Origin of the sequence: Halalkalibaculum roseum (assembly GCF_011059145.1) — a bacterium.
GTDB lineage: Bacteria > Bacteroidota > Rhodothermia > Balneolales > Balneolaceae > Halalkalibaculum > Halalkalibaculum roseum.
Window position 1 is genome coordinate 266,647 of sequence record NZ_JAALLT010000001.1, and the last position, 26,376, is coordinate 293,022.

Sequence of the window (26,376 nt, forward strand, 5' to 3'; positions counted from 1 at the left end):
GGATTTGAGAATTTTCTTTAGTTAGTGCGATAAATATCTCACCAAGATTCGCCTTATCAGTGTTCTATTCAACGTTATTATAATTTTTATACTATGGATACCGATCTACAAGTAGCACCTCGAACCGGGATGGATGTGGATGCCTTTAAAAAGGATATCGAGCAGCACCTGCATTATACCCTGGCCAAAGATAAATTTTCCACCACCCAGTGGGACAATTATCGCAGTGTCGTACTCAGCGTAATGGACCGCCTGCACGATCGCTGGATTGATACCCAACAGCGATATTATCGCGAGGAGTCGAAAAGAGTATACTACATTTCGATGGAGTTTTTGATTGGCCGCCTGATGGACAATATGCTGATCAACCTGGGTCTGCAGGATGTGGCTGCAGAAGCTTTCAAGGAAGTGGGCATGGATTACGACAAGATTCGTGAGGCGGAAGTGGACGCTGGTTTAGGCAACGGGGGACTGGGCAGACTGGCTGCCTGCTATCTCGATTCGATGGCAACTCTGGGGATACCGGCTATAGGTTATGGCATTCGTTACGATTACGGAATTTTTGACCAGGAAATTGAAAACGGCTGGCAGGTCGAAAAACCTGACCTGTGGCTCAAGTACGGATATCCCTGGGGCATCGTTCGTCCGAAAATCCAGCATCCCGTCAAATTTTATGGTGAAACTACTTCCTACGTGGATGATCAGGGTCGGGAGCATTTCGACTGGGTGAATACCCATGATGTGCAAGCCTTGGCCTACGATACACCAATCCCGGGCTACCGGAATGATGTGGTGAATCACCTTCGCCTCTGGAAGGCAGCTTCGTCTCATTTGTTTGACCTGAAAAGCTTCAACCAGGGAGAATATATTGAGGCTGTTCGTACAAACCTTCAGGAGGAAAATATTTCCCGCGTGCTCTATCCCAACGACAAGGTATTCAAGGGACAGGAGCTGAGATTGAAGCAGGAGTATTTCCTGGTATCTGCCTCTTTGCGGGATGCTTTTGAGCGGTTTAAAACCCAGTTCGATGATTTGCGAAAGATACCCCAAAAGATGGCCATTCAGTGCAACGATACGCATCCCAACCTGGCCATTCCCGAGCTGATGCGTCTTCTGATGGATGAGGAAAATTTGGAGTGGGAACAGAGCTGGGATATTGTCACTAAGACGATCAATTATACCAACCACACCCTTATGCCGGAAGCCCTGGAGCAGTGGCCGCTATCACTGATGTCGAATCTACTGCCCCGGCATACGCAAATCATCCGTGAGATAGATAGGAGATTTTTAAACTCAATTGAGGTTCAGGGCAACGGTGCCGATCACCGAAAGAATAGGATGCGCATTATCAGTAATGAGATGGACTCACGGGTCCGAATGGCGAATCTCGGTATCGTAGGTTCGCACAAGGTAAATGGGGTATCGGAAATCCACAGTGATCTGATGAAGAAAACCATCTTCAAGGATTTCTATGAAAAGTACCCGGAAAAATTCACCAACGTGACGAACGGTATTACACCGCGACGCTGGCTCCGCCAGTGCAATCGAAAACTGGCTGATCTTATCTCTGAACACATAGGGGATGAATGGGTAACACATCTTGACCAGCTGGAAAAAGTTGAGCCTCTGGCTGAGGATGACACGTTCAGGGAACAATTTGCCGAAATAAAACGCAAAAACAAGAAGCGTTTGGCCGATTATATTGAAAGAGAGCTTGACGTAAAGGTCAACCCGGAATCAATATTTGACGTACAGATCAAAAGAATCCACGAGTACAAACGCCAGTTGATGGCAGCGTTTCATGCCATTACGCTTTATAACCGTATCAAGGCAAATCCTGATGGTGACTTCACACCAAGGACTATCATCTTTGCCGGAAAAGCGGCGCCGGGCTACACCATGGCCAAACTCCATATCAAGCTGATTAATTGTGTGGCGGATAAGATCAATAATGATCCGGATATCGGAGATAAGCTGAAATGTGTTTTCTTGCCCAATTACAGTGTATCCCTTGCCGAGATTATGATTCCGGCGACCAATCTATCGGAGCAGATATCCACAGCTGGCATGGAAGCCTCGGGAACAGGAAATATGAAATTTGCTCTGAATGGTGCACTAACTATCGGTACGCTTGATGGAGCCAACATTGAAATCAGAGAACAGGTTGGGGACGAAAACATCTTTATTTTCGGACTCACCGTCGAAGATATAGACGAACTTCGCTCATCGGGTTATAATCCGAATGAGTATGTCGATGGCAATGAAGAGCTTCAAAAGATCATTGCCCAGCTAAGCAACGGGTTTTTCAGTCCTGAAGATGATACCGAAATATTCATGCCCATCATCAATGCGCTGCTAAATCAGGGCGATTATTTTATGGTGCTGGCTGATTATGATGCTTATGTGAAAAAGCAGGAAGAGGTGGAAAAGGTATTCAATAATCCGGATGAGTGGAATCGGCGTGCCATCATCAATGTGGCCAATATGGGCCATTTCTCTTCCGATCGGTCCATCCGCGACTACGCAGATGAAATATGGAAAGTGGATGTAAAATAATAGAACACAGATTATTACTGATTGATTAGATGTACGCAGATAAAATATTTATTCTGCGTACATCCGCTTAATCAGTGTATTCCGTGTTCCATATTCTCTTAAGCCGGTTTAGCAATTTCTACAGTTACCGAGTTCCCCCGATAATTTACGTTTCTTGAAAAAGCTCCAAGTATAGTATCCGTATGTTGAACATCGGCTTCAAAAAAGGAGAAGGAGCCCATGAGGTCGATCTTGCCGATATCAATGCCATCCGTTCGGGTTTCATCATTGATCATTCCGATCAGATGACCCGGTTTCAGGTTATGCTTCTTGCCCAGGTTGATAAAGAATCGCTCATACCCGGTTTCAGCAATATTATTGTGACCTCTTGATTTGGTCTTTGCATTGCCGTTAGTAGGGTGTGATTCATTCGCAGGGCTTGATTTTTCAAGCGAACCGTTAAATTTCACAGCCAAAAACTGTCGCAACAGTTCTTCTTTGCTTAAATCTTCCAGCTCATTCATAATTGTCGGCATGATTTGATCAACCTTGCCTTTGGGTACGTCGGTTGATTTTACTTTATCCACCCAGTCGGTAATCTGCATTTGCTGAATATCCATGGCGGTAGGTACTTCCATGTATTCGAACTTTTGTTTGATGGTCTTTTCTATCTGGCGGATTTTACCTTTCTCGTTATTCTGTACAATTGCGATAGAAATCCCGTTTTTCCCGGCACGTCCTGTACGTCCGCTTCTGTGGGTATAGCTCTCCAGATCATCGGGAATCTGGTAGTTAATAATATGCGTCAAGTCTTCCACATCAATGCCGCGGGATGCCACATCGGTGGCGACCATGAGACGGACTTGCTTGCTGCGAAACCTTTTCATGACACGATCTCTCTGCGACTGTGATAGATCACCATTTATGTAATCCGCTTTATAACCGTCATTTGCCAACTTTCTGGCTACGTTTTCGGTATCTCTGCGGGTTCGGCAAAATATGATACCATACATATCTGAATTCACATCGATCAATCTTGTCAAGGCTTCGTAGCGATTACGAGAGGCAGCAACAACGTATTTGTGAGTGACATTATCAGAACCTGCATTTCTTGTACCGACCGTTTTTCGTATCGGGTTATCCATATAGCGGTTCGCAATGCGCTCTACGGAATTCGGCATGGTAGCAGAAAACAGCCATGTTTTATAGTTCTTGGGCAGGGTATCAAAAATGGCATTGAGATCGTTTTGAAAGCCCATGTTTAGAAGCTCATCGGCTTCATCTAATACTACAGTTTTAATGGCTGAAGTATCAATTTTGCCCCTTCTAAGCAGATCCAGTAACCTTCCGGGAGTAGCGGCGATAATTTGTACACCTCTTTTAAGGGCTTGTATCTGTTTATTAATGCTGCTGCCGCCATAGACCGCTAGTGTGCTAATCTGGTGCTGATTGCTTGAAAAGTCCTTAATATCTTTGGTGATCTGTATGCACAGCTCCCTCGTTGGGGAGAGGACAAGTGCCTGTGGCTTGTTGATAGAGTGATCGGTTTTCTGTACCAGTGGGAGTCCGAATGCGGCTGTTTTCCCGGTTCCGGTTTGTGCCAGTGCAACCACGTCGGTTTGCTGGTTTAATAAAGTGGGTATTACTTCCTTTTGTACGGGCATGGGTTCCGTAAAACCAAGTTGGCGTACGGCTTCTACGATGGGCGCAGAAAGGCCCAGTTCTTGAAATGTATTCATTAGAATAATTGGATTATATGTATTTACGATATGCGCTCTTTGATTGACTCTGTAGCGGCTGTGCAGTCGGACATATCGTTTTCAACATACGTTGAGGAAGGATAGCGGTATAAACTTTATGGGCACTCCGGCAGCTATATAAGGCAGCCAAAAAAACACTTGTACGTGATGTACGGCGCACAAGGTACGCTAAATAAATGAGAAATCAGAGAAATCTTTTAATTTACTACACTATTGATAGCCGTATCCGGATTTGATACATTAATTGCACATACAAACAAAACCTGTCATAGTATGGCCTTAAAAACAGAAAACTGCCTGTACTTTCAAACCAATAGTCTTTCCCGCATCCTTTCGGGCATGGCGGATGACGTGTTCAGGGATGTGGGTCTGTCACCCAGTCATGCTTTTCTGCTTATGACAGTAAATGATGAACCGGGAATTCAACCGTCCCAGCTAAGTGAGTTGCTTCGATTAAGTCCATCCACGATTACCCGTCTCATTGAGAAGATGGAATACCAGGGATACCTGGAGAGAGCTTCAGAAGGAAGAGCCACGCATGTTCACCCAACTGATAAGTGCCGGGATAAAGATGCTGATCTTAGGGAAGCGTGGGAAGCACTGAAAGATCGTTACACTCAAAAACTGGGTGAACGCTATACCGAAGTTCTTACAGAGATGGCCGTTAAGGCTAAAGATCAACTGGAGAGTGAGAACTAGTTGTATGTGCAAGCATCATACTTTAGCTATGATCAGCACTTTAATTGCTTAGCTCCGGACTAAATATCATGTTGTCAGGATTTATATCATCTGACAGGCTTAATTCAGCAAGTTTTCTTCCCGCCTGGGTAATGGGCAGGCAGACGGCACTGGCACCGGCTTCACCGAGTGCCTTGAATTCCTCGTCACGCATAGTCAGTGCAAAGATGGTACCTTCAAAGTTATTCTGACGCATGTAGCGGGTGGCATTGACTTTTGCTTCCGGGGTACCGATAGCCAGGATGACGGACTTAATTCCTTTCAGGTTCAGATTGTTCCACAGTTCAACATCCTGCATGTCACCGTAAATCACTCTCCTTCCTTCCGAAAGATTTCGTTCAATGCGGGCAGGGTCAATATCCATGCCTACTACATGTTTTTCTTCTCTCTTCAGGCGGTCGTACGCTGCTTTACCTGCATTACCCATGCCAACTACCAGGTATTCGGCAGATCCCAGTGATATGATTTGCTGGTCGGGATGACGCACGTCACGTTCAAAGCGGGAGAGGGCCATTTCAAATTTTTGCCACAGCTCCTCTTCCCAAATAGAAAGGGGGGCATTTAAAGCGAATGAGATTGCAGTGAGCAAAGCAAAGGCTACCACCACACCCGAGGGAATGAAACCTGCAGCTGCTGCCACCGAACCGGCAATCAGGGTAAACTCACTATAGGATGTCAGCGAAACGGTAGCCACAAAAGAAGTTCTGGCACGAAGTCTGAACAATAGCATCAGGGCAAAAAAGAGTAGGGCTTTAAGCGGAAGTACAGCAAGTGCGGCCATAGCCAGGTAGAAATCCTGAAGACTTGGTAATCCCGCCAGTCCTACTTCCAAAAAGAAGCCTACCAGAAATGCCTCTTTGAGTCCCCAGAGTTTTTTTGAAAGCTCATCGGCAACCTTATGTCCCGATAACAGCATGCCGGCTATCAGAGCGCCGAGTTCTGAAGAGAGGCCGAGTCCATCGAATAAAGCACCGCCGCCAAGGGCCAGCATCAGCGCAAAAAGAAGTTTCAATTCTTCCTCATCGCTCAATTCAACCAGTTTGATAATGCCCGGTCTGATTAGCGGCAGACCCAGAAGAGCCAGGCTCCAGGGAGAAGGTGCGGTGCCGCTGGTAAGCCCGAGTAGTATGATAGCAACGATATCCTGGAGGATAAGAATACCGATTGCGACACGCCCATGAAAGGCGCCCAGCTCCCCACGCCGTTCCAGGTTTTTGGCTGTAAGCACGGTACTAGAAAAGCTCAATACGATGGCAATGATAATAGCGGCAATGATATCGTAGCCGAAGGCAAGTGCAACAGGTACAAAGATTCCGGTACTTACCAACAGGTGTATACCACCGGTTCCCAGCACCTCTTTGCGAATGATGTTTTTGAGCCGCAGATGTAAACCTACGGTGAAAAGAAGAAAGATAACCCCGAGGTGTGCAATTTCATGGAGCGCGGCCCCGGCTTCATATCCGTAAGCCGAGAGAGCTGCTCCGGCAGCCAGATAACCGACCAGCGGCGGAAGCTTGATACGGGAAACCAGCATCCCGAAAATAAATGCAACCCCAACCCAAAGTATGTCCATTACGCAAAACCGAGATTTTAAATTTTTCGCAAGATTAGGCTAAAAGAAATAGTAGTCAAGTTTTGATAGAATACAGATTATTCGGGTACAATAGATTTTTACAGGTTATATATCCCATATAGACTTTTATAAGCTGTGTTCAGTCACTCGGACTTTTCCCTTTTAACCAGACGGTCGAGCAAGCGGTCTATATGCCTGATCTCATCTTCGTTTACGGTGTGACCCATTCCCGGATATATTTTTTTGGTAACATCGGCACCCAGCGCTTTTAGAATCTCAGCCGTTTTGTCGACGCGTTCCTGGGGAATGTGCGGGTCATAATCGCTGCATCCCATAAAAACGGGCGTACCTTCAAAAGAGCCGATATAGTTATCCCCGCTCACTTCCGGGCCAATCAATCCGCCGCTGAGTATGGCCAGCCCACCGTATCGCTGGGGATGTCGTGCTGCAAACTCAGAACTGAGGCAGGCACCTTGTGAAAAACCGAGCAGCACAATTTTATTTGTCGCAATACCCGCTTTATTGAGCGAGCGAATCTCATCGTGGATTGCCTGGAGTCCGCTCGATATTCCGGGCTGATTTTGCTCTTTGGGAGCAAGAAATGAATTGGGATACCAGGTGTGCCGGTCAGCCTGGATGGCACGATAGTGAATGCCATCATGCTGAAATTCATCAGCAAATAATAGCATGCTCTCGGCACTTGCACCTCGCCCATGGACCAATATCATGGCTGCATCAGCTTCTTCAGCAGTAACACCGGCCTTGGATACCGGTTTACCCTGATGGGGACCGTGAAAGGGATTGTCGGGATCAACTCGGAATAGTGACATTGTGCTTATATTTTAATTTAGAATTTTTAGTTGCTCGCAGAAGGCAGAAGGCAGAAGGCCGAAGGCAGAAGGCAGAAATTCTGACTCCTGAATTCTGAACCTGCAACCTGTTGTCCATTAAGCCTCAATCTCTGGAAGTCTTTTTTCAATGAGGTCACGTCGTGACTCCAGCCAGGGCGGCAGTATCAGTTTCTCACCAAGATGCTCGGGATCTTCATCAACCGCATAGCCGGGTCCGTCGCTGGCCATTTCAAACAGCACACCTCCGGGAGTTTGGTAATACACCGATTTAAACCAGTGTCGATCAATAATTTGAGTTGGCGAAAGTCCCATGTTTTGCACTTTGCGGCGCATTTCATCCAGTTCTTCTTCATCCTTTGCCCGGAATGCAACATGATGAATAATACCTCTGCCATTGCTTCCTGATTCCGGCTTCACGGTTTCGATGAGTACCTTGCTTCCGATAGGGGCATCTGTCGTATATAGGCTACCCTGTTCGTTAGAATCAGTTTTGCTGAAACCCAGAATACTTTCCAATATTTCTGCTGTCGGTTTTTCCTGAGTCAGTTTCAGAGTCGTTCCCCAAAATCCCCTTATGGCATTCTCTTTTGAAACTGTACCCTGCCAGCTTGATTCTTCAGCAGGATTGAGATTGTTATCTTCAAAAACGAGTTCCAATGAAAGGCCATCCGGATCTTCAAAGGGGAGAACAGTCAGACCGAAGCGTTCAAAAGGATCTCCGTGCGGTACGGATAATTCATCGAACCTGTTTTCCCAGAACTCGAGAGAATTTTCAGGTGTCGAAAAGGAAACCGCAACGGCTTCGCCGGAACCGGGATCTCCTTTGACGGCTCTGGGCCAAGGGAAAAATGTGAGGCTGGAACCGGGGGTTGCCGAGGCGTTTCCGTAAAAAAGGTGATAGGTGCCGGGATCATCCTGGTTTACTGATTTTTTAACCATGCGTAAACCGAGGGTTTTAACGTAAAAATCAACGTTTTGCCTGGGGTTGCCCGCCATTACGGTAATATGGTGAATTCCTTTCTGGTGTTTTTTCATCACTTATATAATTTGGTTGACTTCATTAATGAACACAGATAAACAATATTTTTCTCATTCCATGTAAATCAGTTCACCCCGTTTTATCCGTGTACCATAACAAGTTTTGGTAAATCAGCTTCTATCAAATCTCTACGCTCTTCCAGCCACGAAGGTAACTTGAGTGTCGTTCCAAGCTCATCTACTGTTTCATCCGTTGCAAAACCGGGTTCGTCAGTGGCAATTTCGAAAAGAACTCCACCGGGCTCATGGAAATACACGGAACGAAAATACTGCCGGTCTTTTACGTCCGTAACATGGTATCCTTTGTTCAGCAGTTCTTTTCTGATCCCGGATTGCTCCTCGTCATCTTTTGCCCGGAAAGCAACATGGTGGACGGTACCTTTGCCGGGACGGCCATCCAGCTGGGCGTTGTCAATAATTTCAACAGTAGCTCCGAACTTGTTTTCCGTTCGATAAAGAACACGATCATGTTCACGCTCTATTTCACTGAAACCAAGCTGTTCGGTAAGGAGTTCGCCGGTAGGACGAAAATCATCTTCGGCAAGCGTGATCCCATGAATACCTCGAATGGCATGTTCACCGGGAATCGGTCCGCCATTCCAGCCATCGGTTTCATCGGCAACCGGATCGGCAATAAGTTCCAGATGCAATCCGTCCGGGTCCTGAATGCCAATGACTTCTTTACCAAATCGGGTAAATGGTTCAATATAATCTACTCCCTGCTCTTCCAGGTGATTCGTCCAGAAAGATACAGAACCAGTTGGAATGGAAAATGAAATGGCAATAGCCTGACCTCGATCGGGATGGCCTTGCTGAAGGTGCGACCAAGGAAAGAAAGTTAATATGGTTCCCGGATTGCCGGTTTCATCTCCATAATAGAGGTGATAGACCGAAGGATCGTCAAAATTGACGGTCTTCTTTACCAGCCGAAGACCGAGAGACCCCGCATAGAAATCCAGGTTCTTCTGCGGGTCACCGGCTACTGCTGTTATGTGATGGATGCCATGAGCTTGGCTCATATTTAATTCTATTTTAATTCAGATTTACTTGTACAGCATCAAAAAAACAGGTAACAAGATACAAGTTGCAGGGTGCAATGTTGAATCAGAGCAAAATTTTCAATCTATCTTTTACCTGCAACCTGCAACCTGCAACCTGCAACCTGCAACCTGCAACCTGCAACCTGCTCAAGCCACCTCTTGTGCCGTTTTATCCTCTTCTTTCATAAAAGAATAATCCGTATAACCTTTTTCATCTCCACCATAGAATGTATCTCGATCCGGTTCGTTCAATTCGGCATTTACTGCAAACCGTTTGGGTAAATCTGGATTGGCCAAAAAGAGCTTGGCATAGCCAACGAGATCCGCATTTTCTTCACGCAACACTTCCATGCCCGACTCTCGATCATAGTTTCCGCAGGTAATTAGGGTTCCTTCGTAGGACGGACGAAAAAATTCAGCTACCTGTTTTGTATAATTGGGCATATCACTTACATCTGTAAGCGGCTCTACCAGATGTAGGTAAGCCAGATCATAGTTATTGAGTTGTTCAATCAGATAGGAGAAAGTCTCCTTTGGGTTTGAGTCATACATATCATTAAACTCCCCACTGGGCGAGAGTCGGATGCCGGTTCTTTCTGAACCGATGGCTTTTGTTACAGCTTCAGTAACTTCAAGGGCAAAGCGGGCTCGATTTTCTTTGCTGCCACCGTATTTATCGGTTCGATTATTGGTTCCATCCTGAATAAACTGGTCGATAAGGTAACCGTTGGCCCCGTGTATCTCAACACCGTCGAATCCTGCCCGGATAGCATTTTCAGCAGCTTTTACATAATCATCGATAACTCCGGGTATTTCCTCAGTCTCCAGAGCCCTAGGTGTAACGAAGTCTTTCATCCCTTCAGGAGTAAATGTCTGGCCTTCGGGTTTAATGGCAGAAGGTGCAACGGGCAGATCACCATCGTGAAATATTGGATGAGAAATACGGCCTACATGCCAAATCTGGGCAAATATTTTCCCACCTTCTTCATGAACGGCGTTCGTTACCTTTTTCCAGCTTTCCACCTGCTCCTCAGAATGTATACCCGGGGTATTGGGATAGCCCACACCCTGTTCAGAAATCTGGGTACCTTCAGAAACAATTAATCCGGCCGAAGACCGCTGTCTGTAGTATGTTGCCATTAATTCTGTAGCGGTATTTCCCTCACCGGCCCTGTTCCTGGTCATAGGAGCCATCACTAGTCGGTTGGGAAGTGATATGTTGCCCAATTTATAACTCTGAAGTAGGGGATTTGTCGATTGTTCCATTAGTGTTCTGTTCTATGTTTAAATTTAATTTCTACAGATAGTTTAATATTAAACTAAATGATATTAAAATAATTTGTTTCTATAAGCATCATTGATTTCGATGAACACAAAAGTCAGCTGAATAATTTTCAGTTGTCCAATCTAACTGGCATGAAGACGGATCATTTTTATTTTATGATACTGCAGGGATCTGAACCATATAAATAAATGGATCATAAAATTATGAATAATAGTAAAGGGTCTGATGGTATAGGACTGGCACTCGGTAGTGGAGCGGCCTTGGGTGCAGCCCACATAGGCGTTTTAAAAGCACTGGAGGAACATAATATCAAGCCCTCCTTTATTACCGGCACCAGTATCGGTGCACTCGTGGGAGCCTTATATGCATTTGGAAAGAGTGTGGAAGAAATTGAGGAAATTGCCATTGGTCTGGACTGGTTGGATATTTCGGATATTCGACTTTCGAAGATGGGTCTGCTGAGCAACAATGAGATCGGTGAGCTCCTGAATGAGCATCTGGGAGAAGTAACTTTTGAGGAAGCAAACATAAAATTGGCAGTAGTGGCAACCGATATTGCCAACGGTGAAAAAGTTATTCTTGATAAAGGCAGAGTTTCCGAGGCTGTGGAGGCTAGTACCTGTATTCCGGTAATTTTCGAACCCATTGAGATTGATGGAAGAATGCTCGTGGATGGCGGACTGCTTGAAAGTGTACCGGTCTCCGTGTTAAAAGATTTTGGAGCAGCGAAGACCATTGCCGTTGATGTAAAAGCTTTCAGGAAATACAAGCGACCCGATGACATTTTCGATGTTCTGAATAACAGCCTGGAGATTGCACTGATACATCTCGCCCATGTGCGTATTGAAGATGTGGATCTGTTGATACAACCTAAGCTCGGAGATTACAGTAGAATGGATACCAACCATACCAGGGAGATGATCGATCTGGGATACGAAGCAGCCGTGGAAGCTCTCGATGATTTCTAATCCGGGGTCAGTAAATCTCAGCTTTTCCCATATACGGGTATGACACCACCTCTGGTAACGTAATTCTCTTTTGAGACCAGGTACGCTATTTGGTGCGCTATCTCTACTGGCTTGGGCCATTTGCTGTAGTCGGCATCCGGCATGGAATTACGGTTTGCCGTAGTATCGATGATGGACGGAGCAATGGCATTTATAAGAATGTCATCAGAGGCAACTTCAGCGGCCAGTGATTGAGTAAGAGCAGCAACTCCTGCCTTACTGGTAGTATAAGCACTCATGCCGGCTCCCTGTCGCGGTTCCAGCGCCGGTCTGGAGGCTATATTGACAATCCGTCCGCCCTTGCCACTTTCTTTCATCAACCTGATTGCATTACGACAGGAGTTGTAGCAGGTAACCAGGTTGAGATTAATTTGCTTCATGAAGTCTGCTTTGGTGCTCTCTTCGATATCTCCCATACCAAATCCACCGGCTATATGTATGGAAGCCCAAAGTGGACTGGACTCTTCAACAGCCTTTTCAAAGAATTTACCGGCAGCCTGTTCATCAGTAAGATCTATTCCGGTATCAATAAAAACCTGTTCATGATCTTTAAACTCAAACTTATCCAGCTCTGATTTATCATAACAAGGTATGCTGCAGCGGGCGCCGCCTTCAAGCAGCAAATTAACCGTAGCGGTACCCAGTGCACCTGTTCCGCCGGTGACAATGATATGTAAGTCACTAAAGTCCATAATGGAATAATTTTTTATTATTTACTCTACAAAACAACGCCTACCAACCCCATCATTCACAAGTCTCAGTTATTGTTGGTAGTTTCAGGTGAGGTGTCTAGGCCAAGGTTTTCCTTAAAACGTTTCAACCCTTCACTGGCTTTCACCTTCCAGTGCTCGGAGACAAACCGACGTACCATTAACACAGAACAGGGTGCCCGGTCGGCAATGATATCAGGTATGGTACCAATGAGTACGTTACGAATACCGAATTCACGCGAAGCACCGATAATTACGAGGTCGTGTGATTCATTTTCAAAATCGGACATAATTCCGCTTGTGACATCATCGGCCTGTCGGATTTCAAGTCGGAGCCGGTCAAAGTCTGCAACCAGTGGATCAATGGTTTCCAGCAGTGATTCTCGCTCAGCGTCCATATCGGTACCCTCTTTTACCAGCCGCAATATTTTAAGTTCGGCATTATGCACGCGGGCTATGCGAACAGCCAACTCCAGCCCAAGCCATGCATGTAAACCGCCGCCCCAAGGGATAAGAATGGATTTAACATTATCAAGACCGCGATCCTTAAGAATGCCGATATCGGCCTTCAGGTTCTTTATGACACGCTGTATCGGTGAATTGTATATTCGCCCTACACTGAATCCACCCTGCCAGCCCATCAGCAGCATATCTGCCTTGCGACTTTCCGTCTCTGTTACCATCGCTCCAAATACATCATGTGCTGCTTCGGTTACCGAACGGAAGTCGGTGTTGTCTAAGAGAGTCTGATAACTGTCTTTTATAGCCAATTTCTGGGAGCCCGAATGTTCCAGTATCGCGTCAATTTTGCGCTGAATGGAAGGTTTTTGCTCTAGCTTTTCGCGAATAGTAGATATGGGTGTCTGGTAAGGAACATGAATAATGTGCATACCTTCTACTATACCGGCGTCCTCTTTACCCGCAGAAATGAATTGGGCCAAGCGGAGTAAATCGGACTCGTGTTCAGGATTTGCCAGTGCCGTTACCACATGGCGGGGCTTGTTAGTGTTAAGCGGACGCATAGAGGGTATCTCCTCTTGTACTTCTTCTGCCTCGGCTTCTTCTGTAGGCAGCATAAAAAGACTCCATCCATGTTCCTTCCAGCGTTCTTTGAACCTGGGGATGGCGTGGTCAATTTCAACTTTTCCACGGCCCCAGACCGCATACCAAGCCAGACTGGCAAGGATCAGAACAACAATGGCAATCTGTGCGAATGGTCCGGAATAGACTATTACACCCAGGCAGCCGATGGCGGCAAGAATCTGTCCGAAGGGATTCCCCGGGGTTCGATAACTGGGTTTGTACCAGTCGGGATCGGCTGCACGCAGCACCACACAACCGATGTTTAGTGCCGCGTAGCTGTATAGCTGCAGGACGCTGGCGATTTTTGCCAGATCTTCCAGGCTTTCAATCAGCAGGAAGCTGATGGCCAGAATCCCCGTTAACAATATAGCGCGATACGGTGTGAGCAGCTTTTCGTGAATTTTACTTAGCCAGTTGGGAACCATACGGTCCCTAGCCATGGCAAGGTTTATACGCGAGGATGCCATGATACTGGCGTTGGCAGAAGAAAGTGTGGCTAGCAACCCGGCAAAGATTATGGCAATTCCGCCGGCGCCTCCCAGCATCTGTCTTGCTGCGGTAGTCAATGGGTCACGGACTTCCCGTATGGTTGATTGGGGGAAGATTCCTGCAATCACAAGCAGTATCACCATATATAGAACAGTTACCAATGCTACTGATCCGATAAGGGCGCGCGGCAGGTTTTTAGAAGGTTCTTTAATCTCTTCGGCGACTGCCGCTATCTTTACGAAACCCAGAAAGGAGACAAAGACTAGGGCTGTAGTTGTATAGATCGGATCCACTCCCATGGGGAAGAATGGGTTGAAGTTCGCCGTTTCGATATTGAAAAAACCCACAAAGCTGAATCCCCCCAATATAGCAAACAGGGTCAGTACAACCACCACCTGGGTCCGTCCAGACTCCTTGGCTCCGACGATATTCAGAATTACAAGCAATACACCGCCCAACAGTGCACCCCAAAAGGGAGTAAGGGGAAGAAACTGGCTCAGGTATTCACCCAACCCGAATAGGTAAAATGAAATGGCAAAAGTCAGGCTCAGCCAGATACCCACTCCGGATATAGCCCCGAGTGCCGGACCCAGTGATCGCGATACAAAAAAGTAATCACCTCCTGAGGTAGGCATGCCTGTTGCCAGTTCAGCGGCACTGGATGCAGTAATGATACAAATGATTCCGGATATCAAATAAGCAAAGATTGCGGCCGGTCCCGTTAGTTCAAGAGCCACACCGGCCAGTAGAAAAATCCCCGCGCCTATCATGGTTCCCGCCCCTATGGTAAGTGCATCCCAAAAACCCAGTTCACGTCTTAAATCAGCCATATAAAAAAAATTATTGAGCTTAACCCGATTTTAGAATTGATGTCAAACTACGAATTTCTGTTGGTTTCACAATAAAAAACGAAAAGTGATAACAGCAACCGAGCGTTCCATAAATCATTGGAATCTGTATCTGAACAGGCGATCACAACACTTTTTGGATGAAAATTATATTCTCAGCAGTTATTTAAAGTCTTTTTCAACGGTAACTCTAAGGCAGGATTTTATTCTGCAATAATTGCTTAATGATATGCCTATCTTTGTGTACCTTTGCAATTTGCGCAACGGACTTGGCGTTTAGGATTCGCGCACCTCATATAACTACCCTTAAGCATTTTTAAAGATCTATAAACAGGATATAACGATTCCATGAATATCTTTGGCATCATCATACTGGCAACACTAGCGGTTGATTTCATTCTCAACCTTGTAGCAGATCTCTATAATATGAAATCCCTGGATAAGGGTCTGCCCGATGAGTTTGCAGAGGTGTACGATGAGGAAACCTACCGGCAATCCCAAGAATACACCAAAGTGAATACCCGCTTTGGTATACTCACATCAACCTTTAATTTGGCTGTACTACTCATTTTCTGGTTTGCGGGCGGTTTTAACTGGCTGGATCAAATAGTCAGGTCCTGGGAACTGGGTGCCATCTGGACAGGCATTGCCTACATCGGCATCCTTATACTATTCAAAACCATTTTATCGCTGCCATTCAGTATCTATTCCACGTTTGTAATTGAAGAGCGCTTCGGTTTTAACAAAACAACTCCAAAGACCTTTGTAATGGATATGGTTAAGGGACTCGGACTGGGTGTTCTGTTGGGAGGTCCCTTGCTGGCAGGTATTCTTGCATTTTTTACCTTTATCGATCAGTATGCCTGGCTTTACGCCTGGGGCGCGGTAACCGCTTTTACGCTATTTGTACAGTTTATAGCACCGACTTGGATCATGCCGCTTTTTAATGATTTTGAACCTCTGGAAGATGGTGATCTTCGCCAAAAAATTCGTGAATACGCCGACAAGGTCAACTTTGCCCTGGAAGGTATTTATGTTATGGACGGATCAAAACGCTCCAGCAAATCTAATGCATTCTTTACGGGTTTTGGAAAGAACAAGCGCATCGCGCTGTATGATACGCTCATTGAAAATCATTCGGACGAGGAGCTAGTGGCAGTGCTTGCCCATGAAATTGGCCATTATAAAAAGAAGCACATCATTAAAAATATGGCTGTCAGCATACTGCAAACCGGCATCATGTTTTTGCTGCTCTCTGTCTTTCTTCATTCCCAAGGTCTCTATGAAGCTTTTTACATGGAAGGGCAGTCGGTGTATGCGGGACTTATATTCTTTGGCATGCTCTATGCCCCCATTGATATGATCCTGTCGGTGTTCATGCAGTTGATATCCCGTAAATATGAGTTTGAGGCGGATGAATTTGCTTCCACAACCTACAAGAAAGAGCCTATGATTCATGCTCTGAAAAAGCTCTCCAAGGACAATTTATCCAACCTTACTCCTCATCCTTTTTATGTGTTTCTAAACTACTCGCACCCACCTGTTTTACAGCGTATCAAAGCTATTCGTAGAGCAGGGTAAAAGCATTATTATGAGTATTCATACACTTTGGGCTGCTCTAAGCATACTCACCATAGGATGCGTGTTTAAGAAGCAAAATTGAAAAGCCCGGTTCTAAAGTGAAGAAGAAGAGTATTATTGAATATTAGGCTCTTTTATCTGTGCAAATCTGTAGGCATATTACAGGCCAAACAAATACTAAGGTGAAAAGAATTCTGCCATGCGAATTGAAACAAAAGCTATCCATTCGGGAATGGATGTGGCGAACCCTACCAAAGATATTGTACCTCCGATTTCAACCAGTACTATATTTGAAATAGACTCGGAAGGCCGAAACGAAGACGATCTACACTATACACGGTTGGGTAATCCGAATCGTCTGCAACTGGAGCATCTGCTTACAGAATTGGAAGAGGGAGAAGCCGCAGCTGCGTTCTCCTCAGGAGTGGCTGCAGCAACAGCGGTTTTCCAGGCACTGAATCCTGGTGATCATATTCTGATACCGGAAGATGTATATGCGGGTAATCGCAAGCTGGTAAATAAGGTGATGGTACGCTGGGGTCTTGAAGTGGATTTCATTCCCATGACCGATTTGGATGTCGTTGAAGATTCCATACGCAGCAATACGCGTTTGATCTGGATAGAGAGTCCTTCAAATCCTATGATGCGCATAACCGATATTGAAGCTGTCTGCGACCTTGCTCACTCCAAGGAGATTCTGGTTTGCGTAGACAACACCTGGCCATCTCCTATCAACCAGCAGCCTTTGACTCTCGGTGCCGACCTGGTACTGCATTCTACAACCAAATACCTTGGAGGGCACAGTGATATTTTGGGCGGTGCCATTGTTTCACGGCACCAGGGACGTATTTTTCAGCGTATACAGGAGCTTCAGAAACTCACCGGCGCAGTGCCCTCCCCGCGTGATTGCTGGTTGCTCTGCAGGAGCATCCGCAGTCTACCCTACAGAATGAGGGGGCATAATGAAAACGCGGAACACCTGGCCCGTTTTTTGCAAAACCATTCGAGGGTCGAGAAGGTATTCTATCCAGGACTGGCAACACTTTCCGGGCATGAGATCGCCAAAAAGCAGATGACCGGTTATGGGGGAATGATTTCATTTTTTATTACAGGAGGCAGAGAAGAAGCTATAGGCATTGTAGGTCGTTCCAGACTCATCAAGCGGGCGACAAGCCTCGGCGGAATTGAAAGTACCTGGGAGCATCGACGGAGCAGCGAGGGGGAGGGATCTATTACTCCCGAAAACCTGATTCGTATAAGTGTAGGACTGGAGCATCCCGATGATCTTATGGAAGACCTTGAAAATGCTCTTGCGGATGTCTAAGTCAGTTTTCTACATAAAATTTGTTCACTCACTGCTATTTTTTTTGATAGCCATCTGTACGGTATATGTATTCATAGCAGCGCTCCTGGATCACATCAACTGGGTAACCTGGCTGGCATTCGGAGTTGCAATCACCGAGCTGCTGGCGCTGGCATTTAATGAATGGCGTTGTCCACTTACTGATCTTGCAGAACGCAAAGGAGCCGAAGTGGGGTCGGTGGCCGATCTCTTTCTTCCCCGATTTCTTTCAGATCACCTCTTCACCATTTTTGGTATCGTGTTTTCGGTTACCTGTCTGCTCTTGATATGGAGAGTGATTCAATGAGTGAGAAGTAAGAAGTGAGAAGCAAGAAGTAGAAAGTAAAGGGGTCAAGATCGGACGCGTTGTTAGTCATATGCTTATTACTCATCACTCCTTACTTGTTACTCTTTACTCCTTGTCTACTATTTTGATCTAATCGCATTTATTATGATCTTTAGTAGCTGATTTTTCGGCAAGTTTTGAAGACTTTTTTGAACCTATTTAACGATTTAATACATATCTAAACATGGCCAGAGTAGAAGTTGAAATGCCCCAGATGGGGGAATCGGTAATGGAAGGCACTGTCATCGAATGGACCAAAAGTGTCGGTGACAAAGTGGAAGAAGATGAAACACTGCTCGAAATTGCTACTGACAAGGTTGATACCGAAGTCCCATCACCCCAGGCGGGAATACTTGTAGAAATTCTGGCGGAAGAAGGAGAAACTATTGAGGTGGGTCAAGCTATTGCAGTTATTGAAACCGATCCAGATGCTGCAGATACCGGCAGCACGGAAGGTGGAGCCGCCAAAAGTGAGGCAAAAGAGGAACAGAAAGAAGAAGCTGAAGAACCGGCTGCTCAGGCAGAAACGGAATCTGAAAAAGAGACAGAAACAGCCACGGCTGAAAAGCAGGATGCTTCGGGTGATAATGGAGCTCAGGATGAAGGCGAACGGGTAGAAGTTCAGATGCCGAAGATGGGCGAGTCGGTAATGGAAGGCACCGTTATCGAGTGGACCAAGAACATTGGAGACACTGTTGAAGAAGATGAGACCTTGCTCGAGATATCTACCGACAAGGTAGATACTGAAGTGCCTTCTCCACAGGCCGGTACCTTGGTTGAGATATTGGCGGAAGAAGGAGAAACCATTGAAGTCGGTCAAACCATTGCGATTATAGCCACCGGAAAGGCAGCTTCGGGAGCAGCAAAAGAATCAAGTTCAGCTGCTGCGAAAGAAAAGGAAACTAAAAAACAATCTTCTGAAGAGAAGAAAAAAGAGCCGGCCACTGTTTCTGCCAACGGGGCACCTTCAGGCGGAGGAACCGAGCCGCAGCGTATTGGCAGTGATGGTCGATTTTACTCTCCACTGGTTCGTTCTATCGCCAAAGAGGAAGGAATTTCACAGGAAGAACTGGAAAGTATTGAAGGTTCCGGTCAGGGTGGTCGTGTTTCGAAAGATGATATTATGCAGTATCTCGAAGAACGGGGTTCACAGAAAGCCGAGCCTGCACGAGAGAAGCAAGCAGCCGATGCGGGTCTAAGCAAGCCTGTTTCCGACAAAAAAGAAGCTGTAGAACAAGAAGGTGCAATTAAAGCCGGTCAGCTGAACGTGCAACGCCCATCCGGCGATGTTGAGATCGTGAAGATGGATCGCATGCGCAAGATGATTGCCGACCACATGGTGAAGTCCAAGCAGACTTCCGCCCACGTTACGACATTTGCTGAAGTAGATGTGACGAATCTTGTACGCTGGAGAGAAGCCAACAAGAAGAAATTTCAGGAGCGTAGCGGTACAAAACTGACCTATACCCCGCTCTTTATTGAGAAGATTATACAGGCCATCCGTGAATTCCCGCTCATCAACAGTTCGGTGAATGTGGAAGACAGTGAAATTATGGTCAAGCGGGATATCAACTTCGGTCTTGCCGTCGCGCTTGGAGAAGGCGGAGAAGGCGGATTGATTGTGCCGGTGATTAAAAAAGCACAGGAAAAGAACCTGGTCGGGCTTGCGGAAGAAGTTTCTGACCTCGCTTCAAAAGCAAGGAATAAGAATCTGAGTCCGGACGACCTTGTCGGCGGCACCATTACCCTAACAAACTACGGCAGTGTAGGTAACCTCATGGGAACCCCTATTATCAATCAGCCGCAGGTTGCCATTATCGGAACAGGGGTCATTGAAAAACGCCCGGTGGTTATGGAGACGGATCAGGGTGATGTTATTGCCATCCGTCAAATGATGTATCTCTCCATGAGTTACGACCATCGTATTATAGACGGTGCCCATGGCGGAGCTTTCCTGAACAGGGTTAAGGAATTGCTTGAAAATTTCGATACCGACCGGGCAGTTTAATTGAACACGGATTATGCGGATCTAACGAATTTTCGCGGACATATTGATTTTCACATAGTCAGCTAAAATATGTCCAATTCACTTTATCAGTGTTCTATAAAATCAGCGGCATGATTATTCGTGCCGCTCTTTTTTTACCATGAACGTATCAGATACCATACAAGGCATTAGACAGGAAGTCGCTTCCCTTAAAAAGCAAGGGAAGAGAGTGGGCTTTGTGCCTACCATGGGCGCCCTGCATTCAGGGCATTTGTCACTGATAGAACTGGCAAAGAAGCATGCCGATGAGGTTGTAGTGTCAATTTATGTGAATCCCGAACAGTTTGGTCCGGATGAAGATTACGAGGAATATCCCCGACCACTGGATGTTGATCTGGAAGAGTGCAAAAAAGCAGGGGTATCGACGGTTTTCACACCCAGTGATGATATCATGTACGGGGATGAAAAGTTTTTGAGTATTGATATAGATAAGCTCAATGAGCATATGGATGGGGGATCCCGTCCGGGTTTTTTTGAGGGTATTGTTCTGGTAGTTAATAAGTTCTTTAACATTATCGAACCGGACGTAGCGGCTTTTGGCCAAAAGGATATTCAGCAATTTCGCATACTCAGCCGGATGGTTGAGGAGTTCAATCATGATGTAGAACTTCTGATGGGTCCGATTATAAGGGCCAATGATGGACTAGCACTCAGCAGTCGCAACGCCTACCTGGATGATCATCAGCGAAAAATAGCACCCGGACTATACCGCGCACTACAGTATCTTAAGAAGCAGATTGAGGATGGAGCGAAAAATCTGGAAATGATGTTAAACCACCAGAAAGCGGAACTGGAAGCAAAAGGTTTTGAAATTGATTATCTTAACCTGTTTTCTTACCAGAAGATGGCCCCGGTCAAGGAACCGGAGACAGGTACAAAATATGTGCTTGCAGGTGCCGTTTATCTTGGTGAGACCCGTTTGATAGACAACATTATTATTGAATTGTAGGTATCATTATTATGAAATTGACGATGTTCAAGTCTAAACTGCACCAGATGAAGGTGACGGAAGCAAATCTTCATTACGAAGGCAGTATTACTATTGACCAAGACTTGCTCGATAAGGCCGGGATCCTACCCTATGAAAAGGTGCAGGTAGTGAATATTACCAACGGTTCACGTTTGGAAACCTATACCATCCCCGGGGAAAGAAAATCTCGTGTTTGCTGCCTGAACGGAGCCGCTGCTCGTCTTACCCAGGTGGGAGATCGTATTATTGTTATCTCCTATGCGGAAATGACTCCTGAAGAAGCCGGTGAACACAAGCCGAAGGTAGTGATCGTCGATGAGAATAATGATCCAAAAAAGGTAGTTGATGAAACAGAATATGCTACCAAATATGATATGAAAACGGGACTTGTCGACAATACGATTATCGAAGAATAGATACAGTTCATCAAGAGTGAGGCGTTGGTAGTCGATTAAAGTACCAATCCTTATTCCTTTCAAATACTTTATCTATACAGCAGTTAAAATGTCATAGTCTGTGAACGTTCATCACGCCGGGTGGGTTGCAAAATGAGCCGGGTATAACCTGCTTCGCGTTAGGTTGTTAAAAGTTGCATAAAACCTGCGGAAGCAATGATAGATGCTGAAAATCGTTTACATTTATATTGGATTGATGCCTGCAGACGCTCTGCTTGTTATTGAACCATATAAAGGTAGAGACACTGACCGAAGACAGTTCAATCAAGGCTGATTTATCAGGTGCTGTATTTTTTAAAATCATAAACTGACAAAATGAATTTTCTCGAATACAAAAAATATCTCTACTGGGGAGGCGCATTTCTGCTTGTAATTATCTTCTGGCTGGCCTTTGGCAGTGAATCCAATGAGGCGCCGGTTTTATACGCTTCGCCCCAGCAAGGTACTTTTAAAATTGATGTTACCACCACAGGTGAATTGCGGGCAAAGAACTCTACCAGCATCCGGGGCCCTGAGGGAATTCGTGAATTTCGAATTTTCAACGTCCCCATTCAGCGACTAATCCCGGAAGGCACCGTAGTAAAGAAAGGTGATTTTGTAGCGGAACTTGACCGTTCTGAAATAACAAGCAGTTTTCAGGATGCCCAACTGGAATTGGAAGAAGCGGAATCTCAGTATGAGAGTGCCCAGCTCGACAGTACCTTAACTCTTTCCCAGGCCAGGGATAATCTGATTAACCTGGAATACGCCGTCGAAGAAGCCAAAATTGCTGTTGAGCAATCGAAATACGAGTCACCTGCCGTGCAAAGACAAGTTGAGATTGACCTGGAACGAGCCCGGCGTGAGCTTGAACAGGCCAGAAAAAATTACAAAACACAGGTTCGACAGGCCGAAGTAAACCTGCGTGAAATTGAAGCAGATCTTAAACAGGAGCGCAGGGAAGTGGAGCGCATTCGTGAAATCATGAGCAAGTTCACCATCTACGCTCCTGAAAACGGCATGGTTATCTACAAACGCAACAGAGACGGTTCCAAAACAACGGAAGGTAGTTCCATCAGTGCCTGGGACCCGGTAGTGGCTGAACTGCCCGATTTCAGTGTAATGAACTCTATTACCTATGTTAACGAGGTAGATATACAGAATGTAAGGATCGGTCAAAACGTAGATATAGGTTTGGATGCCATGCCGGAGAAAGAACTTACAGGCATGGTTACTGATGTAGCCAACATCGGTGAGCAGCGTCCCAACTCTGATTCCAAAGTATTTCAGGTAGTGGTAGAATTGAATGAAGCAGATACCACAATCAGGCCTGCTATGACTACCAGTAATACCATCCACGTAAACAAAATTGAGAATGTAGTCTATGTGCCGCTTGAGACCATTCACACAGCTGATTCCCTGAATTTTGTATTTAAACGGGACGGTCTTGACATGACCATGCAGCAGGTGGTATTAGGCATGATGAATGATAATGATGTCATCATTCATGAGGGCGTATCACTAAATGACCAACTCTACCTCTCAACTCCTCCAGATACGGCCGGTGTGCAAAAAGTTTATCTGCCGGAAGATGTTTTAAAGGAATACCGTGATGAGGAAGAGACAGAAGAAATTGTAGAACAGGCACCTACCAATGAAAGAACCGGTGATATTTCGGAGCGGCAGAGAAGAAGGCCTGTTAATCGAGAATAGAACCTAATCCCTATTTAATTTTCCTGCTTTGCTTCAAAAGATAATTTACAACCTGGATATTGCACTTGAGGCTATCCGCTTAAATAAGATGCGATCTTTTCTTACTTCGCTGGGTATTATCTTCGGGGTAGCTTCGGTTATTGCAATGCTCGCCATCGGACGTGGGGCCCAGGAGGAGGTGCTAAGTCAGATGAAGCTGCTCGGTACCAATAATGTGATTATTGAACCCGTCATCAGGCAGGTGGAAGAAGATGTGTCTAATCAAAGCCGGATTGCACAGGAGCAGAATAAGTACTCTCCCGGTCTTACCCTTGAGGATATGTACAGTATCAAAGAACAGATACCTCAGGTTGCTTATGTAAGTCCTGAAATTATTTACGAAACCAGTTTTATACGAAGCGGTCGCATGCGAACCGGCAAGCTGGTCGGTGTAAACCAGCTCTATTTCAGGATTAACAATTTTATACTCGACCAGGGCTCCACTTTTACTGAGCTTCAGATTGAAGATGCTGAGCCGGTTTGTGTGATCGGATCGGAAGTTAAAACAAAATTTTTTGCAGGTCAGAATCCACTCGGCAAGAAGATAAAGGCCGGGAATGTATGGCTGACCGTGGTAGGTGTGCTGGAAGAACGCGAGCTGAGTTCAGAAAGCATTCAGAACCTGGGCATACGAAACTATAACCTCGATATATTTGTGCCGGCAACCACGGCCTTACTGCGCTATAAAAACCGGGCTCTGGTGACCGGTCAGGAGATTCAGCAAGCTGCTGCACAGCGAAGTAACAATAACCAGAATTCAGAAAGCAGCCAGGGACAGGCTCCAAATTATCATCAAATTGATAAGATGATAGTACAGGTTAGTGACACACGCTACAGCGTACCTATTGCGGATATCATAAGCCGGATGCTTCAGCGCAGGCACAATTCGGTGGTTGATTTTGAAGTGATTGTCCCCGAGCTGTTATTGCAGCAGGAGCGGCGAACCCAGGAGATTTTTAACATCGTTTTGTTATGTATTGCATCCATTTCACTCATTGTCGGTGGGATTGGGATCATGAATATCATGTTGGCTTCGGTCGTTGAACGCTACCGTGAAATTGGTGTTCGGCGTGCAGTTGGAGCCTATAAACAGGACATACAACTACAGTTTTTAACCGAAGCATTGGCAATCAGCATAACCGGCGGTGTGATTGGAACCCTTCTGGGAATCGCATTCAGCTATGTCATTGAGCTGACTGCAGGAATTGTAACGATCGTATCACTTACTTCAATAATAATATCATTCGGTGTGGCTATGGGTATAGGCGTAATATTCGGATATTTTCCTGCTCAGCGTGCTGCCGAACAAGATCCAGTTCACGCTTTACGACATGAATAAAATCGTTTCCGTTTTTGTTGCACTGATATTTGTAGCACTCTGTTTTAAATCGGCTGATGCTCAGCAGTCAGAAGATCTGGGCACTCTTTCCCTGGAGCAATGTATAACCATAGCGCAGGATCGAAGTCCGGTTGCTAATGCGGCGCGATATGCCCTGATTGCCAGCAAGTGGCAGTACCGCTCCTTTAGGGCTGACTTACTCCCAAGTTTATCACTGAGTGGTGATGCTCCCAATTATAACAAGAATATCTTCTCAAATATTTTGGATAACGGGCAGGTTACTTTCTCGTCCCGTACCCAGTCGGAGGCTTCTGCTTCAGTATCCATCAGTCAGAGCATATTACCTACCGGCGGTACCCTGTCACTATCTTCGGGGCTTACGCGCCTGGGGGTTTTCAGAGGGGAAAATACTTATCTCTGGCAAAGTACACCCTTGGTAGTAGGTTTGCGGCAACCGATTTTTCAGTTTAACAATCTCAAATGGCGGAATCGGCTTGAACCGCTACAATATGAGATTGCGCAAAAAGAGTTTGTAGAAGACATGGAGGGTATTGCTCTTACGGTTACCCAAAATTTCTTCAATGCGTACCTAGCAAAAATCAATCTGCAGAATGCCGAGTTTAATGTAGCCAGAAACGACTCTATTTATAACATATCGCAGGGACGTTATAACCTGGGCAATATTGCCGAAAATGACCTTTTACAGAGTGAGCTGGCGCTTCGCAATGCGGAAGCAGAACTGACCCGGGCCCGTATAGAATATGAACGAAGCCTGAATGATTTTAAGATTCTACTGGGATATCCAACCGACGTTCAGCTTGAACTCAACCCGCCGGATGATTTACCTGAGGTGCAGGTCAATATCGAAAAAGCCAAGCAGCTAGCCATTGAAAATAACAGTGAGGCCCTTAATTATCGGCTCAATGAAATTCAGGCTGATCAGAACCTGGCTCTTGCAAAAAGCGAGGGTGGGTTCAATGCTGACTTGATCGCCAACTATGGTTTGAACCAGACCTCTGAAGAATTTGCTGACCTCTATCAAAACCCGGAAAACCGCCAATTTATAACTCTGGGCTTTGATATCCCGCTTTTCAACTGGGGAAAACAGCAGGCGCAGGTGAATGCGGCGCGTAACCAGCAGCGGGAAGTTGCCAACAGCATTCAGTTTCAGCGAAGACAGTTCGATCAGAGGGTTCAATATATCGTCAGCCAGTTTTTGCAACTGCGTGACCAGGCCTTGCTTGCCGCCCAGTCAGACACCATTGCGCAGCGCCGGTATGATGTGGCCCAAAACAGATACCTGATTGGAAGAATAGATATTACAAACCTATTCATCGCCCAAAATGAAAAAGACAGTGCCAGACAAGGCTATATCCGGGCACTCAGGGACTACTGGACCGGCTGGTACGAGTTGCGACAGCTCACCCTCTATAATTTTCTTGAAGACCGGCCAATCACTTACGACCTGTAAGCTTTTATTTTTTATACAGACAGATCTTAGTTAGGGATTAGGTAGTTAACCTCTTACCTGCTTTATGGAAATGGTTTGTCAGGATTACCGTAATCATTTTTTTTCTTTAGAATAAATTACGTACTTGCTTGGCGTCG

Annotated in this window: 20 protein-coding genes; 12 read left to right on the forward strand and 8 right to left on the reverse strand. The window is 45.8% G+C overall.

Going from position 1 to position 26,376, the window contains the following annotated elements; genetic code table 11:
• The first annotated feature begins 93 nt into the window (after positions 1 to 93).
• Positions 94 to 2,556, forward strand: a complete 2,463-nt coding sequence (locus G3570_RS01085; protein WP_165138314.1) for a glycogen/starch/alpha-glucan phosphorylase — start codon at positions 94 to 96, stop codon at positions 2,554 to 2,556.
• 98 nt (positions 2,557 to 2,654) lie between these two features.
• On the opposite strand, the gene G3570_RS01090 is transcribed toward G3570_RS01085, so the two are convergent.
• A complete protein-coding gene (locus G3570_RS01090) occupies positions 2,655 to 4,274 on the reverse strand; it encodes a DEAD/DEAH box helicase (RefSeq protein WP_165138316.1) in 1,620 nt (539 codons plus the stop codon).
• A gap of 294 nt (positions 4,275 to 4,568) precedes the next feature.
• Here G3570_RS01090 and G3570_RS01095 point away from each other — a divergent pair, with 294 nt between their 5' ends.
• Positions 4,569 to 4,994 carry a MarR family winged helix-turn-helix transcriptional regulator gene (locus G3570_RS01095; protein WP_165138318.1) on the forward strand — a complete coding sequence of 142 codons (426 nt, stop codon included), beginning with the start codon at positions 4,569 to 4,571 and terminating at the stop codon, positions 4,992 to 4,994.
• 40 nt (positions 4,995 to 5,034) lie between these two features.
• Here the strand turns inward: G3570_RS01095 and G3570_RS01100 are convergent, their stop codons facing one another.
• The 5 genes from G3570_RS01100 to G3570_RS01120 all read right to left on the reverse strand — a co-directional run bounded on the left by G3570_RS01100 (position 5,035) and on the right by G3570_RS01120 (position 10,801).
• Entirely contained in the window at positions 5,035 to 6,606 is a 1,572-nt protein-coding gene (locus G3570_RS01100) for a cation:proton antiporter family protein (RefSeq protein WP_165138320.1), read from the reverse strand.
• Positions 6,607 to 6,749: 143 nt separating this feature from the next.
• A complete protein-coding gene (locus G3570_RS01105; protein WP_165138322.1) occupies positions 6,750 to 7,436 on the reverse strand; it encodes an alpha/beta hydrolase in 687 nt (228 codons plus the stop codon).
• A 117-nt stretch (positions 7,437 to 7,553) separates the two neighbouring features.
• On the reverse strand, positions 7,554 to 8,492 hold the full coding sequence (locus G3570_RS01110; protein ID WP_165138324.1) for a VOC family protein: 939 nt from the start codon (positions 8,490 to 8,492) through the stop codon (positions 7,554 to 7,556).
• Positions 8,493 to 8,575: 83 nt separating this feature from the next.
• Positions 8,576 to 9,514 (reverse strand): ring-cleaving dioxygenase, encoded by a 939-nt coding sequence (locus tag G3570_RS01115; protein ID WP_165138326.1) that lies wholly within the window; start codon positions 9,512 to 9,514, stop codon positions 8,576 to 8,578.
• A gap of 168 nt (positions 9,515 to 9,682) precedes the next feature.
• Entirely contained in the window at positions 9,683 to 10,801 is a 1,119-nt protein-coding gene (locus tag G3570_RS01120; RefSeq protein ID WP_165138328.1) for an alkene reductase, read from the reverse strand.
• Positions 10,802 to 11,023: 222 nt separating this feature from the next.
• Here G3570_RS01120 and G3570_RS01125 point away from each other — a divergent pair, with 222 nt between their 5' ends.
• Entirely contained in the window at positions 11,024 to 11,788 is a 765-nt protein-coding gene (locus tag G3570_RS01125; RefSeq protein ID WP_249066558.1) for a patatin-like phospholipase family protein, read from the forward strand.
• Between the two features lie 17 nt (positions 11,789 to 11,805).
• On the opposite strand, the gene G3570_RS01130 is transcribed toward G3570_RS01125, so the two are convergent.
• Both G3570_RS01130 and G3570_RS01135 read right to left on the reverse strand, forming a co-directional pair.
• Complete coding sequence (locus G3570_RS01130) at positions 11,806 to 12,519, reverse strand: SDR family NAD(P)-dependent oxidoreductase (RefSeq protein ID WP_165138332.1); 714 nt, start codon at positions 12,517 to 12,519, stop codon at positions 11,806 to 11,808.
• Positions 12,520 to 12,584: 65 nt separating this feature from the next.
• Positions 12,585 to 14,939, reverse strand: a complete 2,355-nt coding sequence (locus G3570_RS01135) for an amino acid permease (RefSeq protein WP_165138334.1) — start codon at positions 14,937 to 14,939, stop codon at positions 12,585 to 12,587.
• Between the two features lie 366 nt (positions 14,940 to 15,305).
• On the opposite strand from G3570_RS01135, the gene G3570_RS01140 reads away from it, so the two are divergent.
• From G3570_RS01140 to G3570_RS01180, 9 genes are all read left to right on the forward strand, one after another.
• Positions 15,306 to 16,538, forward strand: a complete 1,233-nt coding sequence (locus G3570_RS01140) for a M48 family metallopeptidase (RefSeq protein ID WP_165138336.1) — start codon at positions 15,306 to 15,308, stop codon at positions 16,536 to 16,538.
• Between the two features lie 199 nt (positions 16,539 to 16,737).
• Positions 16,738 to 17,862, forward strand: a complete 1,125-nt coding sequence (locus G3570_RS01145; protein ID WP_165138338.1) for a trans-sulfuration enzyme family protein — start codon at positions 16,738 to 16,740, stop codon at positions 17,860 to 17,862.
• Positions 17,855 to 18,187 (forward strand): hypothetical protein, encoded by a 333-nt coding sequence (locus G3570_RS01150; RefSeq protein WP_165138340.1) that lies wholly within the window; start codon positions 17,855 to 17,857, stop codon positions 18,185 to 18,187. Before G3570_RS01145 ends, G3570_RS01150 begins: the two co-directional genes overlap by 8 nt.
• Before the next feature lie 223 nt (positions 18,188 to 18,410).
• Entirely contained in the window at positions 18,411 to 20,234 is a 1,824-nt protein-coding gene (gene sucB / locus G3570_RS01155) for a 2-oxoglutarate dehydrogenase, E2 component, dihydrolipoamide succinyltransferase (protein WP_165138341.1), read from the forward strand.
• Between the two features lie 139 nt (positions 20,235 to 20,373).
• The gene (gene panC / locus G3570_RS01160; RefSeq protein ID WP_165138343.1) at positions 20,374 to 21,222 is read left to right on the forward strand and encodes a pantoate--beta-alanine ligase; all 849 of its coding nucleotides are present in this window, start codon (positions 20,374 to 20,376) and stop codon (positions 21,220 to 21,222) included.
• A gap of 11 nt (positions 21,223 to 21,233) precedes the next feature.
• Entirely contained in the window at positions 21,234 to 21,659 is a 426-nt protein-coding gene (panD, locus tag G3570_RS01165) for an aspartate 1-decarboxylase (protein ID WP_165138345.1), read from the forward strand.
• Positions 21,660 to 22,013: 354 nt separating this feature from the next.
• Complete coding sequence (locus tag G3570_RS01170) at positions 22,014 to 23,390, forward strand: efflux RND transporter periplasmic adaptor subunit (protein ID WP_165138346.1); 1,377 nt, start codon at positions 22,014 to 22,016, stop codon at positions 23,388 to 23,390.
• A gap of 28 nt (positions 23,391 to 23,418) precedes the next feature.
• Positions 23,419 to 24,768, forward strand: a complete 1,350-nt coding sequence (locus G3570_RS01175; RefSeq protein WP_165138348.1) for an ABC transporter permease — start codon at positions 23,419 to 23,421, stop codon at positions 24,766 to 24,768.
• A complete protein-coding gene (locus G3570_RS01180; RefSeq protein WP_165138350.1) occupies positions 24,761 to 26,239 on the forward strand; it encodes a TolC family protein in 1,479 nt (492 codons plus the stop codon). The genes G3570_RS01175 and G3570_RS01180 overlap by 8 nt, the downstream gene beginning before the upstream one ends.
• Positions 26,240 to 26,376 lie beyond the last annotated feature (137 nt).

Bases quoted from the DNA above. Each gene is read 5' to 3' on its own strand.
- G3570_RS01085 (WP_165138314.1), top strand. From the start codon at position 94: ATGGATACCGATCTACAAGTAGCACCTCGAACCGGGATGGATGTGGAT.
- G3570_RS01090 (WP_165138316.1), bottom strand. From the start codon at position 4,274: ATGAATACATTTCAAGAACTGGGCCTTTCTGCGCCCATCGTAGAAGCC.
- G3570_RS01095 (WP_165138318.1), top strand. From the start codon at position 4,569: ATGGCCTTAAAAACAGAAAACTGCCTGTACTTTCAAACCAATAGTCTT.
- G3570_RS01100 (WP_165138320.1), bottom strand. From the start codon at position 6,606: ATGGACATACTTTGGGTTGGGGTTGCATTTATTTTCGGGATGCTGGTT.
- G3570_RS01105 (WP_165138322.1), bottom strand. From the start codon at position 7,436: ATGTCACTATTCCGAGTTGATCCCGACAATCCCTTTCACGGTCCCCAT.
- G3570_RS01110 (WP_165138324.1), bottom strand. From the start codon at position 8,492: ATGAAAAAACACCAGAAAGGAATTCACCATATTACCGTAATGGCGGGC.
- G3570_RS01115 (WP_165138326.1), bottom strand. From the start codon at position 9,514: ATGAGCCAAGCTCATGGCATCCATCACATAACAGCAGTAGCCGGTGAC.
- G3570_RS01120 (WP_165138328.1), bottom strand. From the start codon at position 10,801: ATGGAACAATCGACAAATCCCCTACTTCAGAGTTATAAATTGGGCAAC.
- G3570_RS01125 (WP_249066558.1), top strand. From the start codon at position 11,024: ATGAATAATAGTAAAGGGTCTGATGGTATAGGACTGGCACTCGGTAGT.
- G3570_RS01130 (WP_165138332.1), bottom strand. From the start codon at position 12,519: ATGGACTTTAGTGACTTACATATCATTGTCACCGGCGGAACAGGTGCA.
- G3570_RS01135 (WP_165138334.1), bottom strand. From the start codon at position 14,939: ATGGCTGATTTAAGACGTGAACTGGGTTTTTGGGATGCACTTACCATA.
- G3570_RS01140 (WP_165138336.1), top strand. From the start codon at position 15,306: ATGAATATCTTTGGCATCATCATACTGGCAACACTAGCGGTTGATTTC.
- G3570_RS01145 (WP_165138338.1), top strand. From the start codon at position 16,738: ATGCGAATTGAAACAAAAGCTATCCATTCGGGAATGGATGTGGCGAAC.
- G3570_RS01150 (WP_165138340.1), top strand. From the start codon at position 17,855: ATGTCTAAGTCAGTTTTCTACATAAAATTTGTTCACTCACTGCTATTT.
- sucB (WP_165138341.1), top strand. From the start codon at position 18,411: ATGGCCAGAGTAGAAGTTGAAATGCCCCAGATGGGGGAATCGGTAATG.
- panC (WP_165138343.1), top strand. From the start codon at position 20,374: ATGAACGTATCAGATACCATACAAGGCATTAGACAGGAAGTCGCTTCC.
- panD (WP_165138345.1), top strand. From the start codon at position 21,234: ATGAAATTGACGATGTTCAAGTCTAAACTGCACCAGATGAAGGTGACG.
- G3570_RS01170 (WP_165138346.1), top strand. From the start codon at position 22,014: ATGAATTTTCTCGAATACAAAAAATATCTCTACTGGGGAGGCGCATTT.
- G3570_RS01180 (WP_165138350.1), top strand. From the start codon at position 24,761: ATGAATAAAATCGTTTCCGTTTTTGTTGCACTGATATTTGTAGCACTC.